Genomic DNA, 19,920 nt, shown 5'->3' with positions numbered 1-19,920 from the left:
GGGCGGTCGTTCTCGACCGCCCCACACGTGTGTCCTGGGGAAAGGATTTGGTGTGGGCTCCGAGGGTGATGGCAGGGACAACGAATCCGACCGCTCCGGGTCGGAATTCGGACCACCGTTGGACGATTTCGGCCCGCCGGTCTCCGAATTCGGTCCGCCGTTAGGCGATTTCGGTCCGCCGACGGGTGGTCAGGCTCGACCGCAGTGGTCGGTGCCCGAGCCTGCCACCGATCATCCCGAGCTGATCTGGCGGCCCGCCGACGAACCGCCGACGGTGCCGCCGCCGCCCCCGCAGTACCGCGCGCCGGATACGACGGTGTTCGGTGATGCGCCGCCACCGCCGCCCCGGCGACCGGAACCGCCGGTCGAACCGGACCCCAACGAGGCCACCGTCCGGCATACGACCTCTGCCGCGGGCCAGCGCGACACCTGGTGGAACAGTCCCACCGAATCCGGCGGGGTGCCGAAGCCGCCGCCGTCCGGGCCGCCCGGCCTGTCCTGGGCCGACGATCCGATCGCACAGCGTCTTGCGCCGAAGCTGATCTCCGACACCATCACCGCGACGCCGACTCGGCACAGTTCGCGCGGCCGGTGGGTCGCGCTCGGTGTGCTCGCCGCCATCGTGGTGGTCCTCGCGCTGGTGGTGACCTTCGTCGCGGTCAAGCGCGACGACAACGGCAGTCCGAAAGCGGCACCGCCCGCACCGCCGAGCACCTCCGCCGCGTTGAGCTGTCCGGCGAGTAAAGACGGCAAGGTGACCCGCGGCAACGGGCAGGGCGACACCTCGAGCGGCCCCGGCGCGATCCTCGGCTTCCAATACGGGTTCTACGTCGACCGCAATGGTGAGCGGGCGCGCAGATTCGTCGCGCCGGATGCCGAGAATGTGTCGACGGCCGAGGTCATCCAGCAGGCCATCAATGAACAGATCCCGGTCGGCACCACGCATTGCCTGCGGATTGCCGAGTCGGCCGCGGACACCTTCGAGGTGGATCTGACCGAACACCGCCCCGACGGCACGACCAATGTCTACCGGCAGACCATCATCACGGTGGTCCGGGACGGCAAGACCGTGATTTTCGCCATTCGGGAGCGCATCTGACCCAGATCATGGGATGAATATTTCCCAATTTGGTAGCGGTATGCGAGAGTGGGATTTCGCGTGTCCCCTCGGAGGTTTTCCATGTCGCCGACCAATCCACCGCTCGCGGCCAAACTGAGCGGACTGAAGAGTTCGGCGATTCGTGATCTGCTGAAACTGACCGCGCGCGACGAGGTGATCAGCCTCGCCGGTGGTCTGCCCGATGCTGAGTTGATGCCACGGGAACGGCTCGCCGCGGCTGCCGATGCGGCGCTGCGTGGTTCCGCGGTGTTGCAGTACACCGAGTCGGCCGGGTGGCTACCGCTGCGCGATGTGCTGCGGCAGCGGGAGTCGGCGAAGCTCGGTCGTGCGGTGGGGGTCGACGAGGTCTTCGTGACTCATGGTTCGCAGCAGGCGCTTTCGCTGCTCGCCGAGGTGTTGCTGGATCCGGGTGCGTTGGTTGTCGTGGAGGATCCGGCGTATGTCGGTGCGCTGCAAGTGTTCCGAGCCGCCGGAGCACGAATTGTGGCGGTGCCTCTGGATTCCGAGGGCATGCGGGTGGACGTACTGAAGGAACTGCTGGCGCGCGGTGAGCGTCCAGCGATCGTGCACACGGTGAGCAATTTCCACAATCCGGGTGGCGTCACCATGAGCCCGCCGCGTCGTCGCGAATTGGCCGAACTCGCCGACAACCACGGCTTCTGGGTGATCGAAGACGATCCGTACGGTGAGCTCTGGTTCGACCGGCCCTCGCCTGATCCCGTGGCGACCTACTCCCGCAACGTGATTCGGCTTTCCAGCGCCTCGAAGATCCTCGCTCCCGCGCTGCGGGTCGGCTGGATGGTGGCGCAGGAGCGGATCTGTCGCGCCGTCGAATTGCTGAAACAGGGTGCGGACCTGTGCGGTTCGGCGCTGACCCATCAGATCGCGGCCGATCTGCTCACCGACGAAACCTGGCTGACCGGCCACGTCGACACCGTCCGCACCGCGTACGGTGACCGCGCCAAGGCGCTCGTGCACGCCGTGCGCACCCGCTTCGGCGACCGTGTCAGGTGCACCGATGCCGCCGGTGGCATGTTCGTCTGGGCCGATTTCACCGACGGTACCGACTCCGATCGGCTGCTGCCGCGAGCCCTCGAGCACGGCGTCGCCTTCGTCCCCGGCGCGGCCTTCGCCGTCGATACCGACTACAGCCACTCCATGCGCATGTGCTTCACCACTTCGGACACGGCGACGTTGGCGGAGGCGATCGACCGGCTGGCTCGCGCTGCCGAATAGGCGTCAATCCACCCAGTTGTAGGTGCGCTCCACGGCCTTGTTCCAAGCGGCCAGACGGGTCTCGCGGTCCGTCGCCGACATCGCGGGCTGCCAGGTCTTATCCGCGGCCCAGTTGGCGCGGATGTCATCGGTGCTCTCCCACAGGCCGACGGCGAGTCCGGCCGCATAGGCCGCACCGAGCGCGGTGGTTTCGTTGACGACCGGGCGGACCACCGGCACGTCGAGAATGTCGGATTGGAACTGCATGAGCAGATCGTTGCCGACCATGCCGCCGTCGACCTTGAGGGTGGTCAGCTCCAGCCGCAGCTGTTGGGATTCGGCGTCGGCGCGCATCGCGTCCATGACCTCGCGGGTCTGAAATGCGGTGGACTCCAATACCGCTCGCGCCAGATGCGCCTTGTCGACGAAGCGCGTGAGGCCCGCGATGACGCCGCGCGCGTCCGGGCGCCAGCGCGGCGCGAACAGCCCGGAGAACGCGGGAACGATGTACGCGCCGCCATTGTCCTCGACGCTGCGCGCCAGCGGTTCGATCTCGTCGGCTGCGGAAATGATGCCGAGATTGTCCTGGAACCATTGCACCAGTGAGCCGGTCACCGCGATGGACCCCTCCAATGCGTAGACCGGTGCCTTGCCGTCGAGCTGGTAGCAGACCGTGGTGAGCAGGCCGTGCTTGCTGAACACCGGTGTGGTTCCGGTATTGAGCAGCATGAAATTGCCGGTGCCGTAGGTGTTCTTGGCCTCACCCGGGGACAGACAGGCCTGGCCGAAGGTCGCCGCCTGCTGGTCGCCGAGAATGCCCGCGACGGGTATGCCCGCCAGCGGGCCGGAGCCGATCTCCGCGTAGATCTCCGATGAGCTGCGGATCTCGGGCAGCATCGACTGCGGTACCCCGAATTCCGCGCAGATCTTCGAATCCCATTGCAGCGTACGCAGATCCATCAGCATGGTGCGCGACGCATTGGTCACATCGGTGATGTGCTGACCGGTGAGATTCCACAGCACCCAGCTGTCGATGGTGCCGAAACACAGCTCACCGGCCTCGGCCCTGGCTCGCGCGCCCGCCACATTGTCCAGAATCCAGCGCAGTTTCGGACCGGCGAAGTAGGTGGACAGCGGCAGACCGGTGCGGTCCTGGTAGCGCGTCGCGCCGAATTCGCCGCCGAGTTCGGTGACCAGGCGGTCGGTGCGGGTGTCCTGCCAGACGATCGCGTTGTGAATCGGCTTGCCGCTGGCGCGATCCCACACCACCGTCGTCTCGCGCTGATTGGTGACGCCGACCGCATTGATCTCCTCGGCGGCGATACCCGTACTCCGCAGCACCTCGCCGAGTACGAATTCGGTATTGCGCCAAATGGTTTCCGGATCGTGCTCGACCCAGCCCGGCCGCGGGAAGATCTGCTCGTGCTCGCGTTGCGCGATACCGACGACGCGGCCCTGCTGGTCGAAGACGATGCACCGACTCGAGGTCGTGCCCTGATCAATGGCGGCCACATAGCGACGCATTCGTGCAGGCTACTAAAACCGACGTGGCCCGCGGTGAAAACAGCGGACCGCGCCGCGCATCGCCTCGCGACCAGCATCGTGTCGGACTAGTGTTGGGATCGGTTACCGGCGAGTAGCGCGGGCTATCGGCCGCGGGCGACACGGCTTCGGCCCCCGACCGGGGATCGTCGCCGATTCCTTTAGCCTGTACAACAGAACACCCCCCCGGACTGAGCAGCTCGATCGTGTGCCCTAAAGACCACAAACGTCGTCTGAACCCCGACGCCGGGGTCGGCTGGAGGAGTCGAGCATGACCATGAAACCGGAATCGCAGTTCCTGGGCCCCGAGCAGCGCGTGGCGGCATGGGAGCGCTTCGGTAAGGACCACTTCGACGTGGTCGTTGTCGGTGGTGGCGTGGTCGGCTCGGGTATCGCGCTCGATGCGGCGACACGTGGTCTCAAAGTCGCGCTGGTCGAGGCGCGTGATCTCGGCTCCGGTACCTCCAGCCGCTCCTCGAAGATGTTTCACGGCGGGCTGCGCTATCTGGAGCAACTGGAATTCGGGCTGGTGCGCGAGGCGTTGCGGGAGCGCGAACTCGCCCTCTCGACCCTGGCGCCGCATCTGGTGAAGCCGCTGCGCTTCCTCTACCCGCTGACCCGCCGTGGTTGGGAGCGTCCGTATGTGGCCGCCGGACTGGTGCTCTACGACACCATGGGCGGCGCGAAATCCGTTCCGGGCCAACATCATCTGACTCGGCACGGCGCACTGCGGCTGGCGCCGGGGTTGCGCCCCGACTCGCTGATCGGCGGCGTCAGTTACTACGACACGGTCGTCGACGATGCCCGCCACACCATGACGCTCGCCCGCACCGCCGCGCACTACGGTGCGGTCATCCGTACCTCCACCCAGGTCGTCGGTTTTCTGCGCGAAGCGGACCGGGTCGTCGGCGTGAAGGTGCGCGACAGCGAGGACGGCCGAACCGGGGAGATCCGCGGGCATGTGGTGATCAATGCGACGGGGGTGTGGACCGATGAGGTCCAGGCGCTGTCGCACAATCGTGGCCGCTTCCACGTGCGTGCGTCCAAGGGGGTGCACATTGTGGTGCCGCGCGACCGCATCGTCAGCGATGCCGCGATCATTCTGCGCACCGCCACCTCGGTGCTGTTCGTCATCCCGTGGGGGGCACACTGGATCATCGGCACCACCGATACCGATTGGAATCTGGATCTCGCCCATCCGGCGGCGACCAAGGCCGATATCGAATATCTGTTGGATCGGGTCAACCAGGTGCTGGTCACGCCGCTCACCCCGGACGATATCGACGGTGTCTACGCGGGTCTGCGGCCTTTGCTTGCGGGCGAAAGCGATTCGACTTCCAAGCTGTCGCGCGAACATGCCGTCGCCCGGGTTGCGCCGGGGCTTGTCGGCATCGCGGGCGGCAAGTACACCACCTACCGGGTGATGGCCTATGACGCGGTCGACGAAGCGGCACAGGACATCCCGGCGCGCGTCTCGCCGTCCATCACCGAGAAGGTGCCGCTGCTCGGTGCCGACGGCTATTTCGCGCTGATCAATCAGACGGTGCAACTCGCCGAGGCCTATGGCGTGCATCCGTACCGGATCAAGCATCTGCTCGATCGCTACGGTTCGCTCATCGACGAGGTCATGGCCATGGCCGACGGCAAACCCGAACTGCTGCAACCGATTATGGACGCACCGTCGTATCTGCAGGTGGAAGCCGTCTACGCGGTCGCAGCGGAAGGCGCGCTGCATCTGGACGACATTCTGGCCCGCCGTACCAGGATCTCGATCGAATACTCGCACCGCGGCGCGAACTGCGCCGAACAGGTGGCCCATCTGGTCGCGCCGATCCTCGGCTGGGACGGTGACGAAATCGACCGGGAGGTAGGCACTTACCAAGCACGCGTCGAGGCGGAGATCCGCTCCCAGACGCAGCCGGACGACCCCTCCGCCGATGCCCTGCGCATCGCGGCCCCCGAACCGCGCGCGGAGATTCTGGAACCGGTCCCGTTGGACAGCTGAGAACTAGACAGCTGGCGGCGGCAGCACAATCGAGGTGATCGTGCCGCCACCGGCAGCAGGTTCCATTGTCGCTGTGCCGCCATGCAATTCGGCGATCCACGCCACCAACGCCAGCCCGATTCCGCTGCCACGCCCACCACTCACCCCGCGCGTGAACGGACTGCTCGACAACTGCGGAGTCAAACCCGCCCCATGGTCACGCACACTGACCCGGCCATCGGCCACATGCACCTCCACGGGCGCACCGCGGTTGATCGCCCCGTGCGTGATCGCATTCTCGATGAGATTGCGCACCGCGAGGCTCAGCAGATTCGGATCACCGACCACCACACTGGGATTCGCCTCGAGCATGATATTCGCATCTGGGAATTCCTCGACCACCGACTCGGTGAGCTGATCGAGCAGCAGCTGCACCTTCTCCATGGTGGTCACGCCCGCCTGCATCCGGGCACGTGCCAATAGACCCGCGACGATCCGCTCCATCCGACTGCCGAGCGCCCTGGCATCGACCAGCGCCCGCTCGACCTCGTGCGGATTGCGGCGGCGCGGCGCGGTGACCAACCCGAGAGTCGTGAGCGGGGTACGCAATTCGTGTGCGGCATCGCCGAGGAAGCGCTCCTGCTCTTCGAGCAGCACAATGGCCTGCCGCATGCTCCGGCCCGAGAGCAGATGTCCGGCCACCGCCGACAGCGCGACCAGCGCGAGCCCGCCGACGACGAGTCCCCAGATCAACAGCGCCCGATCACGGTCGAACGCACCGGGATTCGTACCCGCGATGACCACCGCCTCGGTCCCGGAGCCCTCCCAGGTGATGGGTGTCGCCGCGATCCGGACCGGGCGGCCCGCACCGTCGTATCCGTCGCGGAAAACGGTCTCACCGGCCAGATCGGCGTCATCGGCGAGTCCAGCGACGCCGTCGTCCTTGGGCAACCAGGAGCGCAGATGCGCGAAATTCTCCTGCCATTTGCCGTCCCCCGGCGCGCTGAGCACCAGCACCGCGACCTCGCCATTGGCCAATGCGTCGTTCTCGAGCTGGCTCACATCGATGGCATCCTCGCCCTCGGGCAGGTTGACGGCGCGGAAGAGTCCGCTCACCACCCGATCGAGGGAATCGTCGAGCGCGGCCTCCCGCGAGCGGGTATCAATGGTCGCGGCGACGATGCCGAGAATGATCAGACAGGTCGCGGTGATGGCGGTGATCACTGCGGTGAGCAGCCAGCGGGTGCGGCGCAGGCGGGCCACGGCGGGGCGGGCGTCCGCCGTGGAAATCAGGGTGCGAATGAGTCACTTCCGATCATGAAACCGGTGCCGCGCACGGTCTCGATCACCTGCGGTGCACCGAGCTTGCGCCGCAGCTGCGCGATGACGGCGTCGACGACATTCGATGCCGGCTCGGCCATTTCGTCCCAGCAGCATTCGATGAGTTCCGAACGCGAGACGACGCTGCCCGCGCGGGTGGCGAGCAGTTCGAGTACGGCGAATTCCTTCGGCGTCAGCGAGCGCAATATGCCCGCGCGCTGCACCCGGCGGCGCGGCAGATCGATATCGATATCGCCGAGCACGATCCGGGCGGGCGCCGGATGTTCACGCCGCCGCGACAGCGCGCGCACCCGCGCGGCGAGTTCCGGCAGTGCGAATGGTTTGACGAGGTAGTCGTCGGCGCCGTGCTCGAATCCGGCAATGCGATCGGCGAGCGCGTCGCGGGCGGTGAGCATCAGGACCGGCACCCGCTGACCTCGTGCGCGGTGTGTCGCGACCAGCTGCAGACCCTCGCCATCGGGCAGGCCGCGATCCACCACGAGCACGTCGTAGCCATTGACGGAGATCTTGAAATCGGCATCCGCGAGGTTGGCGGCGAGGTCAACCGCGAAACCGGCCGAGCGCAGTCCCGCGGCGACTTCCATGCCGAGACCTTCGTCGTCCTCGATCACCAGCACTCGCACGAGGTCAGAGAATAAGGTATTTCACACCTGGTGCGCAGACTGGTACCCGAGTGCTCAGTAGGTGTACAGATCCCAGCCGCCGACGACCTCGCGGCACTCCCACTGGGTGCCACCGGTCTTCGGGGAGTTGCCGTCGGCGGCGCAGGCCTCGTAGGTCGCGTAGTTGCCGATGAAATCGGTGTGCATCGGAGTGGGCGCGGCCGAGGCGACACCGGCTGCGGCTACGGCGCCGATGGCGAATACTCCGGCGGCGATCGCGGTGCGGATCTTCATGGCTTTCCTCTCTTTCGCGCGGGTCGTTCCCGCGTCGGGACTAGAAAACCAATGCGTCCGTGAGAATTTCGTGAGGACGATGAAACCGCAGTTCAGTGTGGCTTTTTCGAGGCCTCGACATGGGTGGCCCAAGCGATGAGCGACCGAATGTAGTTCAGTACCAGTTCATCCGGGTACCGCTGCGGATCGGCCAGGTGCAGCCGGGCCAATTCCTCCAATGCCGCGAGCATGATTCGCTCGGTCGCGCCATCCGGATCGACCGTGACCCCGGCATAGCGCGACAGATGTCGCGCGCCGATCGCCCGCGCATAGGCCCGGCCGAGTTCGAGCCGGTCGCGCAGATCCGGCGGTCCGCCGTCGGGTGGGCTGAGGATGATCCGCCAACTGGTCGGTGCGGCATGCAGATAGGCGAGAATGCCGCGGCCGACCTGATCCGCATCGTCCTCGGTGCCCGCCCAGTCGACACTGCCGATCCCGGCCAGTGCGATCGCCGATTCCCGATCCAGCAGCGCGGTCATCAGCCCGGACAGATCGGTGAACTGCTGATACACCAGTGCCCGTGCGACCTCGCCCTCGCGCGCGACCCGATCGATGCTCACCGCGGCGAAGCCGTCGGCGGCGACGATTTCGCGCGCCACATCGAGTAGCTGTGCGCGCCGGTCGGCCGCGGACATGCGGCGCTTGGGCGTTGCACAGGGTTTCGCGGTGGGGTGCTCAGACGTCGAGCGCTCCGTGGTCACGGCAACGACGGTAGCGCAAGAAGCAGATCCACCGCCTTGGCAGCGCTTTGCACCGCGCTCTCCATGGTGGCCGACCAGTCGGTCGCGGTCCAATCACCGGCCAGCACCAGCGTCGGCACCGAGGTGCGCTGATCCGGGCGCAGGCCGTGCGTGCCGAGCACCTGGGAGAAGGTCGCCTTCGGCATCCGAACCACGTGTCCCTGAACGACTTTCGCGTTCTCGGCGGCCGGGTAGTAGCGCCGCAGCAGCCGCATCTGTTCGTCGATGATCTGCTCGTTGGTCTTGTGGATCTGCTCGTAGGCACCGCTGGTGGTCAGGCAGTACAGCCAGGCCTGGTCGGTGCTGCGCCCGGTCATCAACTGGCGGTCGAAGACCTCGTCGATGACGCCGGTGCCGCCGATCAGCGCCTCGAATTCGGCCTCGGTGCCGAGCGGCCGGTCCAGGTACAGATTGGTGCTGACTATCGGCGTATAGCCCAATTTATCTGCGGCGGCATAGATTTCGGGATGTTCGGGCAGGTCGTCGAGCAGTCCGCCGATATTCGAATTCGGTACCGCGCAGACGACGGCATCGGCTGGGACGATCGATCCGTCGGCGAGCACCACCCCCGTCACCGCGCCATTCTCGATATTGATGCGGCGGGCCACCGCGCGGTGTCGGACCTCGACGCCGTATTTCTCGAAAACCCTTTGGGCCCCGGTGATGTAGAGCGTATCGAGGTCGGTGGTCGGGTAGCCGATGGTGACCGCTCTGCGGTGTTTGATCCCGAGCCGGATGCCGGTGGCCATCAAATCGGCCAGTATCTTGGCCGATTCCTGCTGCACCGGTTCGGCCGCCAGACCGAGAGCGAGCCAGTCCCACAACGCTTCTCGCGCCGGTGCGGGCATGCCTACCCGGTCGAACCACTGTTCGGTGGTGAGATCGGCGAGATCGGCGGGTTGGCGCAGGCACTGACAGCCCAGCCGCAGCGTGGCACGAGCGGCGCGCAGCCGATCGAGCAGGCTCGCATCGGGATGTGCGCCGAACAGGGTGCGCCATGCGCCGAAACCCTTGGTCGACATGGACGCGCTGCGTCCGTCCGGCCAGCGCAGCATGGCGCGATGCGGGAAGGCGATGTACTGGCGGGTGCCGATGCTGGTCAGATAGCGGAACAGATGGTCGTAACCGCTGGCGATCACATGCTGACCATTATCGGGAAGGTCATCGGCCGCTTCGACTTTCATCGCATGGGTGCGGCCGCCGAGTCGGCCGCGGCGCTCCAGCAGGGTCACCTGCTTACCCGCCTCGGCCAACCAGACCGCGGCGGCGAGCCCGGCCAGTCCACCCCCGATGACCACGTACCGCCGCGAATCGTTCACGTCGCACTCCCTAGATTAACTTACATTCTGCAAGTTAATCGGGAGTGCTTGGGCCGTCAAGGGTTTGGCTGAACGCCGACCTGTTCCATCGCATGGAATTCGATCGAACTGTGCGCCGAAAACACCCTGACCTCGTCGCCGTGGTCGCGCACCAGTTCACGCAGCCGCCGCTGGTTCTCGATGCGGGCGGCGGGAAGCGTCTGCACATTCCTCTCGAACATGGCCGTTCCGAACGGTTGTCGCGGACGAACCGGGTCGAGCACGCCGGGATGGTAGTAGGAGTCGCCCGCGGACAGCAGCCATCCGTTTCCGGTATCGACGGCGACGCCCGCATGCCCGCGGGTATGCCCGGCGAGCGGGATGATCAGGATTTCCGGTGGCAGACCGGTCAATTCGCGCACCGCGTCGAAACCGAACCAGCTTTCACCGGTATCCGCGTACGACTCCCAACGTGGACCGTGCCGGAACTGAGGTTCCTTGTAGCGCAAGCGTTCTGCCCGCGTATGTCCACCCTGCAGCGCACGCAGTTCCTCGGCGTATACGTGCACCCGCGCGTGCGGGAAGTCGGCGAGTCCGCCCGCATGGTCGAGATCGAGATGGGTGAGCACGATGTCACGGACGTCCTCGCGTCGGTAACCCAGCGCTTCGATCTGGCGCACCGCGGTCTGCGCGAGATCGAGGACCGGATTGGTGAGCCGGACGAAGCGGCGGCCGAGCCATTCCTCGGGCCGGTGCACCGCCTGTTCGCCGATGCCGGTCTCCACCAGGACCAGTCCGGAGTCGAGTTCGAGCAGCAGGCAGTGGCAGACCATTTCGGCACGGCGGAAGACGCTGCCGGTGCCGTCGAGGAGTCGGCCGCCGAGTGGGCGCATGGTCCCGCAATCGAGGTGGTGCACGCGCATCAGGAAAGCTCCCGTTCGAAGGTGGTACGCAGGTGGGCGGCGACCGCGCGCAGCGGCGCGACATCGCGTTTGGTCTTGGCGAGCATCAGGGCGCCCTCGATCGTGGCGAGGGCGACGGTGGACAGTTCGGCGGCGCGCTCTTGGCCGATTCCTTTGTCCCGCAGGTACTTTTCGATCGACTCGCGCCAGGATTCGAAACCGGTGACGCATGCCTGCCTGATCGTTTCGCTCTCGCGGCCCGCATCGAGTGCGATGGTCGCGATCGGGCAACCGCGTTCGAAATCGGACTCGACCAGCAGTGCGGTGAGGGCGTCGAAGACGGCGGCGATATCGCCGCCATCGGCGAGGGTGGCGTCGAGCTGGTCGCGCAGTTGCCTGCTCGATTGGGTGAGGGCTTCGGCGGCGAGCTGTTCCTTGCCGCCGGGGAAGTGGAAGTAGAGCGAGCCCTTGGGTGCGCCGCCCGCGCTGACGAGTTGATTCAGGCCGGTGGCGTGATAGCCCTGGGTGTGGAAGAGGTCGGCCGCGGCGTCGATGAAGCGTTGGCGGGAGTCGGTGCGAGGTGCCACGTCCTCACGATACGTGAACTATGACGACCGGTCTAGTTAGTTGGCGAAGTTCGAGTAGTGGGGGGATTCATAATCGCGTGGCTATCGCGATATCAGGCGGGTTCTGGTTGGCAGCGCGGGCAGAAGTAGATGCCGCGTTCGCGCTGGGTAATTCGGTCGGACTGGGGGTTTCGGGCGGTACGGCCGGGTTGGGATTCGGTCTCGCCGAGTAGATGCACGACCATGCGGGTGCCGCAGCGCTGGCACGGTCGGCGAGCGCGGCCGTAGGCCAGTGGCCGCCACGGTGGTTCGGTGGCGGCCTTGGTGAGTACCCGATGTGCCTCGTGTACGAGGGCGAGCAGGTCGGGGACATCGCCGACCGGTGTGGCCGGGTGGACGCGGCGCAGGAAGCAGATTTCGCTGCGGAAGATATTGCCGATCCCGGCCAGATTACGTTGATCGAGTAGCGCGAGGCCGATGGGTTGCGCCGGATGCCGTTCCAGCCGTCGCACCGCCTCGGTCACATCCCAGTTCGCGCCGAGCAGATCCGGCCCGAGGTGGTCGGTGGCGGTGTGCTCGTCAGCGCGTCGCAGCACCTCTACGGTGCCGAGTGAAAAGCCCACCGCCTCGGTGTCATCGGTGCCGAGCACCAGCCGGGCGGTCACCGGCGGCCGGGTCCACCGTTCACCGGCGCAGTAGGTCCGCCATTCGCCCTCCATCTTCAAATGCGTGTGGACGCTGACCTCGTCGGTTCGGACGAATAGGTGCTTGCCATAGCTCGCGACCCCCTCGACCCGCTGCCCGACCAGATCGACCGTGGCATAGCGCGGCACCCGGAAATCGCTGCGAATCAGCGTCTTCCCCTCCAGCGCGAGCCGCAGCCTGGCTGCGGTCAGGAAAACGGTGTCGCCTTCAGGCATGGCTCGACCCTTGCCGCAGCGGTGTCGCCACGCGCGAGTTGGTTCGGCGAGTCACGGCTTGCTCCGGAGTCGCAGGCCGCGTGGGGTCGCGGAGAAACCGGCCTCGGTGAGGAAACCGGCGAAGGTGTTGCCGTGCACGGTTTCTCCGTCGACCCGGTCGATTACCAGCGAGTCGACGCGGCGGTCGCGCACCAGATCGGCCAGCGCGGTGGCCGCGGCCTGGCGGACGTTCGGATCCTCGGTGAAGGTGAGCAGGGTTTTGCCGCCGCGCTCCACATACAGCGCGAGTTCGCCGTCGACGAGCACGACGATCGCACCGGCCTTGCGTCCCGGACGGTGGCCCGCGCCCTCGGATGGTCCCTTCGGCCAGGGCAGTGCCGCGCCGTAGGGATTCGCGGGATCGCTTGCCGCCAAGGCGAATGCGGTGCTCCGGCCGCGTCCGCCGTCGCCTGGGCGAGTGCGCTCGGTGTCGAAGGAGCGCAGTCGGTCCACCACATCGGTGGTGGAGAACTGCGCGCCGCCCAGCGAATCGATGAAATAGCCGCGGCGGCAACGGCCGCGATCCTCGAATTCGGTGAGCACGCGGTACATCAGCGCGAATCCGCCGGGCACGCCCTCGTTCTGCACCGAGCCGCGGGTCAGCACGCCGTACCGCTCCAGCAGGGTGTCTGCCGTCGCGTGCGCGCGCAGGGTGTTGTCGGCCACCCGTTCCGGCAGCAGCGACCAGCGGCCAGCGACGGCGGGCGGCCCGGATCTGGTCGGCATATTCGGTCGGGGAAGGTAGGCCCGTCCGCGTGGTGCCCGCCGGGGTGTGCGATGTGCGGTTGTGGTCCGTGCCGTGCCCGAGAGCAGGGCGCGGACCGGGGCGAAGGTGTCACCGGAGACCACGCCTGCCCAGACGAGCTCCCACAATGCGCTCGCGACTTTGCTGTCGTCGAGAAGTCCGGTGGTGTCGGAGAGTTGCCGGAAGAAGTACGCGCCGCCACCGTGCAGGACCGGGGGAAGTCGCATCGGCGAACCGCCTCGGCGCGCTGAGCCCGAGGAACCCCCAGTCGGCGAACTGCCCGGCCTCGCTGAAACATCCTGTACCGCATCATCATCCAGCGAGACAACCTGGTCCGTCCCTGCGGGCTGCTCCGGCGTATCGACATCGATGGGCGTCCACGGGGCGATCGATGCGCCCAATGCGCTGAGCAGACGCAGATGCACCTCGGAGAGTTCGATCTCGTCGGCGGGAGTCAGTGTGAACGGGGCCTGATCGGCCAGGTGCAGCGCGATCCAGCCATCCTTGGTGGTGATGGCGCCGTGCCCGGACCAGATGACCTCACCGGTGGCCATCAACTCGTCCAACATGGCGGGAGAGTAGTCGCGCACCCGCGCGGGCAATACCAGCGATTCCCATGCCGAAGCGGGAATCGGCACTCCCGCAAGCTGTTCCACCACGGTGGCGACCCCGTCGACGCCGCGCAATTCACCGGTACCGATGTGCTGCCAGGACGGCAGGAATCGGCCGAAGGCGGCGGTCGCGACCGGCTCCACCTCGTGCCGGGCGGCGGCCAGCGACCGACGGCGCAATCGGCGCAGCACCTGGCTGTCGCACCACTCCGAGCCGCTGGCCGCTGGCGTGAATTCGCCCTCTACCACGCGCTTTTCCGCGACCAGCCGGTGCAGTGCCGTCGCGGCGACCGCGGTGCCGAGTCCGAAACGGGCGGCCACGGCCTCGGTGGTGAACGGTCCGTGCGTGCGGGCATAGCGCCCGACCAGATCCCCGAGCGGATCGGCGACCGGTTCGATGAATGCGGCCGGGGTGCCGATCGGCAGCGGTACGCCGAGCGCGTCGCGCAGGCGCGCGGCGTCTTCCACCGCGACCCACCAGGTCCGTCCCGCGAAGGTGACCTCGAGTGCGCGCTTCGATTTCACCAAGGCGGCGAACCATTCCGCCGGACTACCGGTTGGCTCTGCGTCGTCGAGTCGCACACCGACGCACCGCTGCGCGGCTTCCTCGGCAGTAAGCGGTCCGAGCAGCCGCAATAGATCGGCCAACCCCTCCGCATCCCGCGCCAACCGTTCGGGTGTGAGCCGCTGCAACTCCTGTTCGGTCTGCTCGATGACGCTGGCGTCCAACAACTCCCGCAGCTCCACCCGCCCGAGCAGTTCGGCGAGCAGACTCGAATCGAGGGACAGCGCGGCGGCCCGACGTTCGGCCAGCGGACTGTCTCCGTCGTACATGAACTGCCCGATGTAATCGAACAGCAGCGAATTGGCGAACGGCGACGGTGTCGCGGTCTCGACCTCTACCAGTCGCACTTGGCGACGCGCCACCCGTCCGAGCAGATCCCGCAGCGACGGCAGATCGTAAACGTCGCGCAGACATTCGCGCACTGTCTCCAACAGGATCGGAAAGTCCGGAAACTTCCGCGCCACATCGAGCAATTGCGCCGACCGCTGTCGCTGCTGCCACAGCGGCGCACGCTTACCCGGATCGCGTCGGGGCAGTAGCAGCGCCCGCGCCGCGCACTCCCGGAAGCGCGATGCGAACAGCGCCGATCCGCCGACCTGCTCGGTGACGATATCGTCGATCTCATCGGGCTCGAAGACGAAAAGCTCGGCACCGGGCGGATCGTCGGTGGTATCGGGCAGTCGCACCACGATTCCGTCATCGGAGGCATTCGGTGCGACATCCACACCGAACCGCTCCCGCAGCCGCGCACCGATCGCCAGCGCCCACGGCGCATGCACCGGCAGACCGTACGGGGAATGCAGCACCAGTCGCCAATCACCGAGCTCGTCGCGGAACCGCTCGACGATCAGGGTCTTATCGGTGGGCAATTGTCCGGTGGCAGTGCGCTGTTCATCGAGCAGGGTGACCAGATTCGCGGTGGCATTGTCGTCCAGGCCGGCATCACGAAGGAGTGCCTCGACTGCCGGGTCCGCTGGGGAGTTCTTCTTCGGGTCGAGGTCCGAACCCTTCGGCGAGTGCGCGCCGGCATTGCGAATGAATTCACCGAGCGCCGCACCGAGTTCGGCGGGGCGACCGAGTCCGTCGCCATGCCAGAACGGCAATCGCCCCGGCTGCCCGAATGCGGGCGTGACCAGCACTCGGTCGAAGGTGATCTCCTCGATGCGCCAGCTGGTCGCGCCGAGAGCGAATACATCGCCGACCCGGGACTCGTAGACCATCTCCTCATCGAGTTCGCCCACTCGAGATGCCTTTTCACCGACCATGTAGACGGCGAACAGGCCGCGGTCCGGGATCGCGCCACCGGAGGTCACCGCCAGTCGCTGTGCGCCGGGCCGACCGGTGAGCGTGCCCGCGTCGCGGTCCCACACGAGCCGGGGCCGCAATTCGGCGAACTCGTCCGACGGGTAGCGACCGGCGAGCAGATCGAGCACCGATTCATACGCCGACCTGGGCAGCGAGGCGTAATTTCCGGTGCCGCACACGGTCTCGAACCACGCGTCGACATCGATGGGTTCGAGCGCGCAGGCCGCGACGGTCTGTTGGGCCAGGATGTCCAAGGGGTGCGCGGGAACTTGGAGTGCTTCGATCTGACCAGCCGTCATCCGCTGTGACGCGACCGCGCAATGGATGACGTCCGTGCGATGCTTCGGGAACAGCACCCCGCGCGAGATCTCACCGACCTGGTGCCCGGCCCGCCCGACCCGCTGCAACCCACTTGCCACCGAGGGCGGCGCCTCCACCTGCACCACCAAATCGACCGCGCCCATATCGATTCCGAGTTCGAGACTGCTGGTGGCCACCACGCAGCGCAGCCGTCCGCTCTTGAGATCATCCTCGATCAGCGACCGCTGCTCCTTGCTCACCGATCCGTGGTGTGCCCGGGCGAGCAGCGGATCGGCGCCGTGGATTACTTCGGTGGACGCACCGAGTTGGGCGGGCGGTTTGTGCTCGATCTCGACGGCCTCGCCCAGCCGCGCGGCATAGGCCTCATTGAGCCGTGCGGTCAGTCGCTCGGCCAATCTGCGCGAGTTCGCGAAGACGATCGAAGACCGGTGGTCCAACACCAGATCCACGATCGCCTCGTCGACATGCGGCCAGATCGAGCCCGGCTGATCGGAATCGCCCGGCTCGGTCATATCCGCGATCGGTACACGCACAGACAGATCGAAGGTTTTCGGCGCAGGCGGCGAGACGATCGTGATCGGCGCATTTCCAACCAGGAACCGCCCGACTTCCTCGGGCGGCCGCACCGTCGCCGAGAGCCCGATCCGCTGCGCGGGCCGCTCGGTCAGCAGATCCAGCCGGGCCAGCGACAGCGCCAGATGCGCACCGCGCTTACCGCCCGCGATGGCGTGCACCTCGTCCACGATCACCGTGCCGACATCGCTCAGCGTTTCCCTGGCCGCCGAGGTGAGCATCAGGAACAGCGATTCGGGTGTGGTGATCAGAATGTCGGGCGGTGTCCGCTGCATCGATCGCCGGTCCGCCGCACTGGTATCGCCGGACCGAACGCCGACGGTGATCGTCGGCGGGTCCAGGCCGAGCCGCTTGGCGGTCTGGGTGACCCCGACCAGCGGCGCGCGCAGATTCCGTTCGACATCCACCGCCAATGCCTTCAGCGGTGACACATAGAGCACCGAGGTGCCGACCTTGCCCTCGGGCTTCGGTCGGGTCGCGAGTTGGTCGATGGCCCACAGAAAGGCCGACAGCGTCTTACCCGAACCGGTCGGCGCGACGACCAAGGTGTGCTCACCTGCGGCAATGGCCTTCCATGCGCCCAGCTGAGCGGAGGTCGGCGCAGGAAATGCGCCGTCGAACCACTCTTGGGTCGCGGTGGAGAACTGGGCCATGGCATCAGTGTGCACCCCGGCACCGACAACCAGCAGCGGCGCCCGGAATACCTCGAGTCCGGCAAATGGCTCCAGGCCCGAGCGAAGGGGTGGCAATCGAAGTACGGCCGCCAGCGTCGCGCCGTACGCTTCCAACCGTGCAAAAGGTGCTCAGACTCGACCTGGTCAGCCATGGCATGACCGAGGCGATGCGAAAGGCACGTTTTCCAGTAGACGAATCGCTGACCGAGGCGGGTCGTCGAGCAATCGCGGCGTGCGGCCGCCTGACCGCGGCGCGGGTACTCACCGGACCCGAACGCCGCACCGTGGAAACCGCTGCGTTGATGGGACTTCCGGGCGAGGAAGACGCCCGGTTGCGCGATCTGGACGCCGGAGCCTGGCGCGGCGGCGAACTGATGTCGGTGCCGCAGGATGAGCTGTACGCCTGGCTGACCGACCCGCAGTTCCGTGGTCACGGCGGCGAATCCGTAACCGATGTGGTCGAGCGAACCAGGTACTTGATGGCCGAAATCGCTTCCGAGGGCATGTCCACCATCGCGGTCACCCACCCGGCGGTGATCCGCGCGGCGCTGTTGGTGACCCTGGACGCCCCGCCGAAATCGTTCTGGCGGATCGATATTCCGCCGGGCAGCGTCACCCGATTGCACTACCGCGGCGAATGGACGCTGCACTTCACGGCGTGAGATCCGGGCGCGTCTCCGGTGCGACTAGTGTGTGGAACCATGGGTAACAAAAACCGGTCGCAACGACGCGGCCTGGCCATCGGCTGCGGCGGCACGCTCGGGTTCGCCTGGATCGTCGCCGCGCTGGCCGCCACCCGCGAGGTGCTGGATTGGGATCCGCGCGAGGCGGATCTGCTGCTCGGCACGTCGGCGGGTGCCGAGACGGTCACCCTGCTCGGCAGCGGTATCGGCGTGGACGAACTCGTCGCCATGCAACGTGGCACCTCGACGAACCCGATTCTGTCGGCGCATATGCGTTCCGAGCCCGGACGGTTCCCGCCGCTGCCCCGACCGCGGCTGGGTGAGCTGGCATTGAGTCTGCGTGCGCCCGCGACCGGACAGCGGTTGCTCACCGCGGGCAGCGGTCTGCTGCCGATAGGCGGCGGTGACGCGAGTTGGCTGCAGCACCTTGCCGATCGCCTGAACCCCGGCGACTCCTGGGTATCTCACCCAGCGACCTGGTTGGTCGGCATGGATTATGCGACGGGAGAACGGGTTCCGTTCGGCTCGCCCGATGCGCCGTCGGCGAACTTGGGGGCGGCGCTGCGCGCGTCGTGGGCGGTGCCCGGCTGGTTTCCGCCGGTGACGATCGCCGGACGGCGCTTCATCGATGGTGGTGCGGGCTCGACCGCATCGGTGGATCTGCTTGCCGCGCAACAACTCGACGAGGTACTGGTGCTCGCGCCGATGGCCTCCGTCGAAGAGGTCTCCGCGACCGGCCCCGGTCATTTCTTGGAGCGGCAGTTGCGCAATCGAATGAGCGCCCAACTCGCGGCCGAGGTCGCGGTGTTGCGCGCGTCGGGCACCCGCGTCCTCGTGATCGGTGCCACCGCGGCCGATCTCGCGGTAATGGGCCCGAACTTCATGGACGGCCGCCGTCGCCTCCAGACCTTCGAACACAGTTTGCGCAGTACCCGCCGAGCGCTAGAACAAGGAGCTTTCGCATGAATATTCTCGGTCACGGTTACCCGGGTATCGACCTGCGGGGCGCGCGGGTGCTGATCACTGGTGCGGGCCGCGGTATCGGACAGTCGACCGCGGAACTTTTCGCGGCGGAGGGCGCTGATATCGCCATCGCCGATGTGGATAAGGTCGCAGCCGAATCCGCCGCTGCCGCGATCGGTGCGCGCGCCTATGAGCTCGACGTCCGTGCCCGCGATCAGTGGGACAAGGTCGTCGCGGAGTTCGGCACGGTGGACGTGCTGGTCAACAATGCGGGTGTCATGCCAGCGGGCGCGTTCCTTGACGAGCCCGATGCGGTCGGCCGCGCCACCATCGATATCAACGTCTGGGGTCTCATCCACGGTATGCGCGCGGTGGTGCCAGGCATGATCGAGCGCCGCCGCGGGCACGTCGTCAATGTCGCCTCGCTCGCGGGCAAGATTCCGGTCGCGGGCCTGGCCGTCTACAACGCCAGCAAATTCGCCGCGGTAGGCCTGTCCGCCGCAACGCGTTTGGAGTTCGCACCGCAGGGTGTCAGCGTCAGCTGCGTCATGCCCTCGGCTGTGCGCACCCGCCTCTCCTCCGGCCTGACCCTCGGCAGGGGCATGCCCACCGTGGACCCCGAAGACGTCGCCGCAGCCATCCTGCAAACCTGCGAAACCCGCAAGGCCGAGGTAGCCGTTCCGAACTACCTCGGCCCCATCGACATAGCCTTGGCCGCCGCTCCCGAACGCGCAGTGCGCCTTGTTCGCAGACTCCTCGACGGCAACCGTGCCCTCCATCCTGCCGACTCCGAAACCCGCGCCGAATACGAACAGCAGGTCCGTTCGATTACCGAATAGTCAGATCTTGTGGCGAGAGATCGACCGGCCCGCCACAGG

Annotated in this window: 16 protein-coding genes; 6 read left to right on the top strand and 10 right to left on the bottom strand. The window is 66.9% G+C overall.

Annotation, left to right across the window (positions count from 1 at the left end; translation table 11 throughout):
• Window positions 1-52: 52 nt before the first annotated feature.
• On the top strand, window positions 53-1,099 hold the full coding sequence (locus ACQP1T_RS33950; protein WP_433757089.1) for a hypothetical protein: 1,047 nt from the start codon (window positions 53-55) through the stop codon (window positions 1,097-1,099).
• 81 nt (window positions 1,100-1,180) lie between these two features.
• The gene (locus ACQP1T_RS33945; protein WP_433757088.1) at window positions 1,181-2,356 is read left to right on the top strand and encodes a PLP-dependent aminotransferase family protein; all 1,176 of its coding nucleotides are present in this window, start codon (window positions 1,181-1,183) and stop codon (window positions 2,354-2,356) included.
• 3 nt (window positions 2,357-2,359) lie between these two features.
• Here the strand turns inward: ACQP1T_RS33945 and glpK are convergent, their stop codons facing one another.
• Window positions 2,360-3,859 carry a glycerol kinase GlpK gene (gene glpK / locus ACQP1T_RS33940; protein ID WP_433757087.1) on the bottom strand — a complete coding sequence of 500 codons (1,500 nt, stop codon included), beginning with the start codon at window positions 3,857-3,859 and terminating at the stop codon, window positions 2,360-2,362.
• A gap of 289 nt (window positions 3,860-4,148) precedes the next feature.
• Between glpK and ACQP1T_RS33935 the strand changes: the two genes are divergently transcribed.
• Window positions 4,149-5,882, top strand: coding sequence for a glycerol-3-phosphate dehydrogenase/oxidase (locus tag ACQP1T_RS33935; RefSeq protein ID WP_433757086.1), 1,734 nt, complete (start codon window positions 4,149-4,151; stop codon window positions 5,880-5,882).
• A 3-nt stretch (window positions 5,883-5,885) separates the two neighbouring features.
• On the opposite strand, the gene ACQP1T_RS33930 is transcribed toward ACQP1T_RS33935, so the two are convergent.
• From ACQP1T_RS33930 to ACQP1T_RS33890, 9 genes are all read right to left on the bottom strand, one after another.
• Complete coding sequence (locus tag ACQP1T_RS33930) at window positions 5,886-7,124, bottom strand: sensor histidine kinase (RefSeq protein WP_433757085.1); 1,239 nt, start codon at window positions 7,122-7,124, stop codon at window positions 5,886-5,888.
• A gap of 26 nt (window positions 7,125-7,150) precedes the next feature.
• The gene (locus ACQP1T_RS33925; protein ID WP_433757084.1) at window positions 7,151-7,825 is read right to left on the bottom strand and encodes a winged helix-turn-helix domain-containing protein; all 675 of its coding nucleotides are present in this window, start codon (window positions 7,823-7,825) and stop codon (window positions 7,151-7,153) included.
• Window positions 7,826-7,879: 54 nt separating this feature from the next.
• On the bottom strand, window positions 7,880-8,098 hold the full coding sequence (locus tag ACQP1T_RS33920) for a hypothetical protein (protein ID WP_433757083.1): 219 nt from the start codon (window positions 8,096-8,098) through the stop codon (window positions 7,880-7,882).
• A 92-nt stretch (window positions 8,099-8,190) separates the two neighbouring features.
• Window positions 8,191-8,772, bottom strand: coding sequence for a TetR/AcrR family transcriptional regulator (locus ACQP1T_RS33915; protein ID WP_433762474.1), 582 nt, complete (start codon window positions 8,770-8,772; stop codon window positions 8,191-8,193).
• A gap of 62 nt (window positions 8,773-8,834) precedes the next feature.
• Complete coding sequence (gene hpnE / locus ACQP1T_RS33910) at window positions 8,835-10,196, bottom strand: hydroxysqualene dehydroxylase HpnE (protein ID WP_433757082.1); 1,362 nt, start codon at window positions 10,194-10,196, stop codon at window positions 8,835-8,837.
• A gap of 56 nt (window positions 10,197-10,252) precedes the next feature.
• Window positions 10,253-11,098, bottom strand: coding sequence for an MBL fold metallo-hydrolase (locus tag ACQP1T_RS33905; protein ID WP_433757081.1), 846 nt, complete (start codon window positions 11,096-11,098; stop codon window positions 10,253-10,255).
• A complete protein-coding gene (locus ACQP1T_RS33900; RefSeq protein ID WP_433757080.1) occupies window positions 11,098-11,664 on the bottom strand; it encodes a TetR/AcrR family transcriptional regulator in 567 nt (188 codons plus the stop codon). The genes ACQP1T_RS33905 and ACQP1T_RS33900 overlap by 1 nt, the downstream gene beginning before the upstream one ends.
• Window positions 11,665-11,756: 92 nt before the next feature.
• A complete protein-coding gene (locus ACQP1T_RS33895) occupies window positions 11,757-12,563 on the bottom strand; it encodes a DNA-formamidopyrimidine glycosylase family protein (protein WP_433757079.1) in 807 nt (268 codons plus the stop codon).
• Window positions 12,564-12,614: 51 nt separating this feature from the next.
• Window positions 12,615-17,375, bottom strand: coding sequence for an ATP-dependent helicase (locus ACQP1T_RS33890; protein ID WP_433762472.1), 4,761 nt, complete (start codon window positions 17,373-17,375; stop codon window positions 12,615-12,617).
• Between the two features lie 137 nt (window positions 17,376-17,512).
• Here ACQP1T_RS33890 and ACQP1T_RS33885 point away from each other — a divergent pair, with 137 nt between their 5' ends.
• The 3 genes from ACQP1T_RS33885 to ACQP1T_RS33875 are packed head-to-tail and all read left to right on the top strand — an operon-like array spanning window position 17,513 to window position 19,881.
• Window positions 17,513-18,058: a histidine phosphatase family protein gene (locus ACQP1T_RS33885; RefSeq protein ID WP_433757078.1), complete on the top strand. Its 546-nt coding sequence runs from the start codon at window positions 17,513-17,515 to the stop codon at window positions 18,056-18,058.
• Window positions 18,059-18,097: 39 nt separating this feature from the next.
• On the top strand, window positions 18,098-19,045 hold the full coding sequence (locus ACQP1T_RS33880; protein WP_433757077.1) for a patatin-like phospholipase family protein: 948 nt from the start codon (window positions 18,098-18,100) through the stop codon (window positions 19,043-19,045).
• The gene (locus tag ACQP1T_RS33875; RefSeq protein WP_433757076.1) at window positions 19,042-19,881 is read left to right on the top strand and encodes an SDR family oxidoreductase; all 840 of its coding nucleotides are present in this window, start codon (window positions 19,042-19,044) and stop codon (window positions 19,879-19,881) included. Before ACQP1T_RS33880 ends, ACQP1T_RS33875 begins: the two co-directional genes overlap by 4 nt.
• Window positions 19,882-19,920: the final 39 nt, after the last annotated feature.

Source organism: Nocardia sp. CA-135398 (genome assembly GCF_050955845.1).
Classification (GTDB): domain Bacteria; phylum Actinomycetota; class Actinomycetes; order Mycobacteriales; family Mycobacteriaceae; genus Nocardia.
This window is presented reverse-complemented; position numbering and strand designations above follow the sequence as displayed.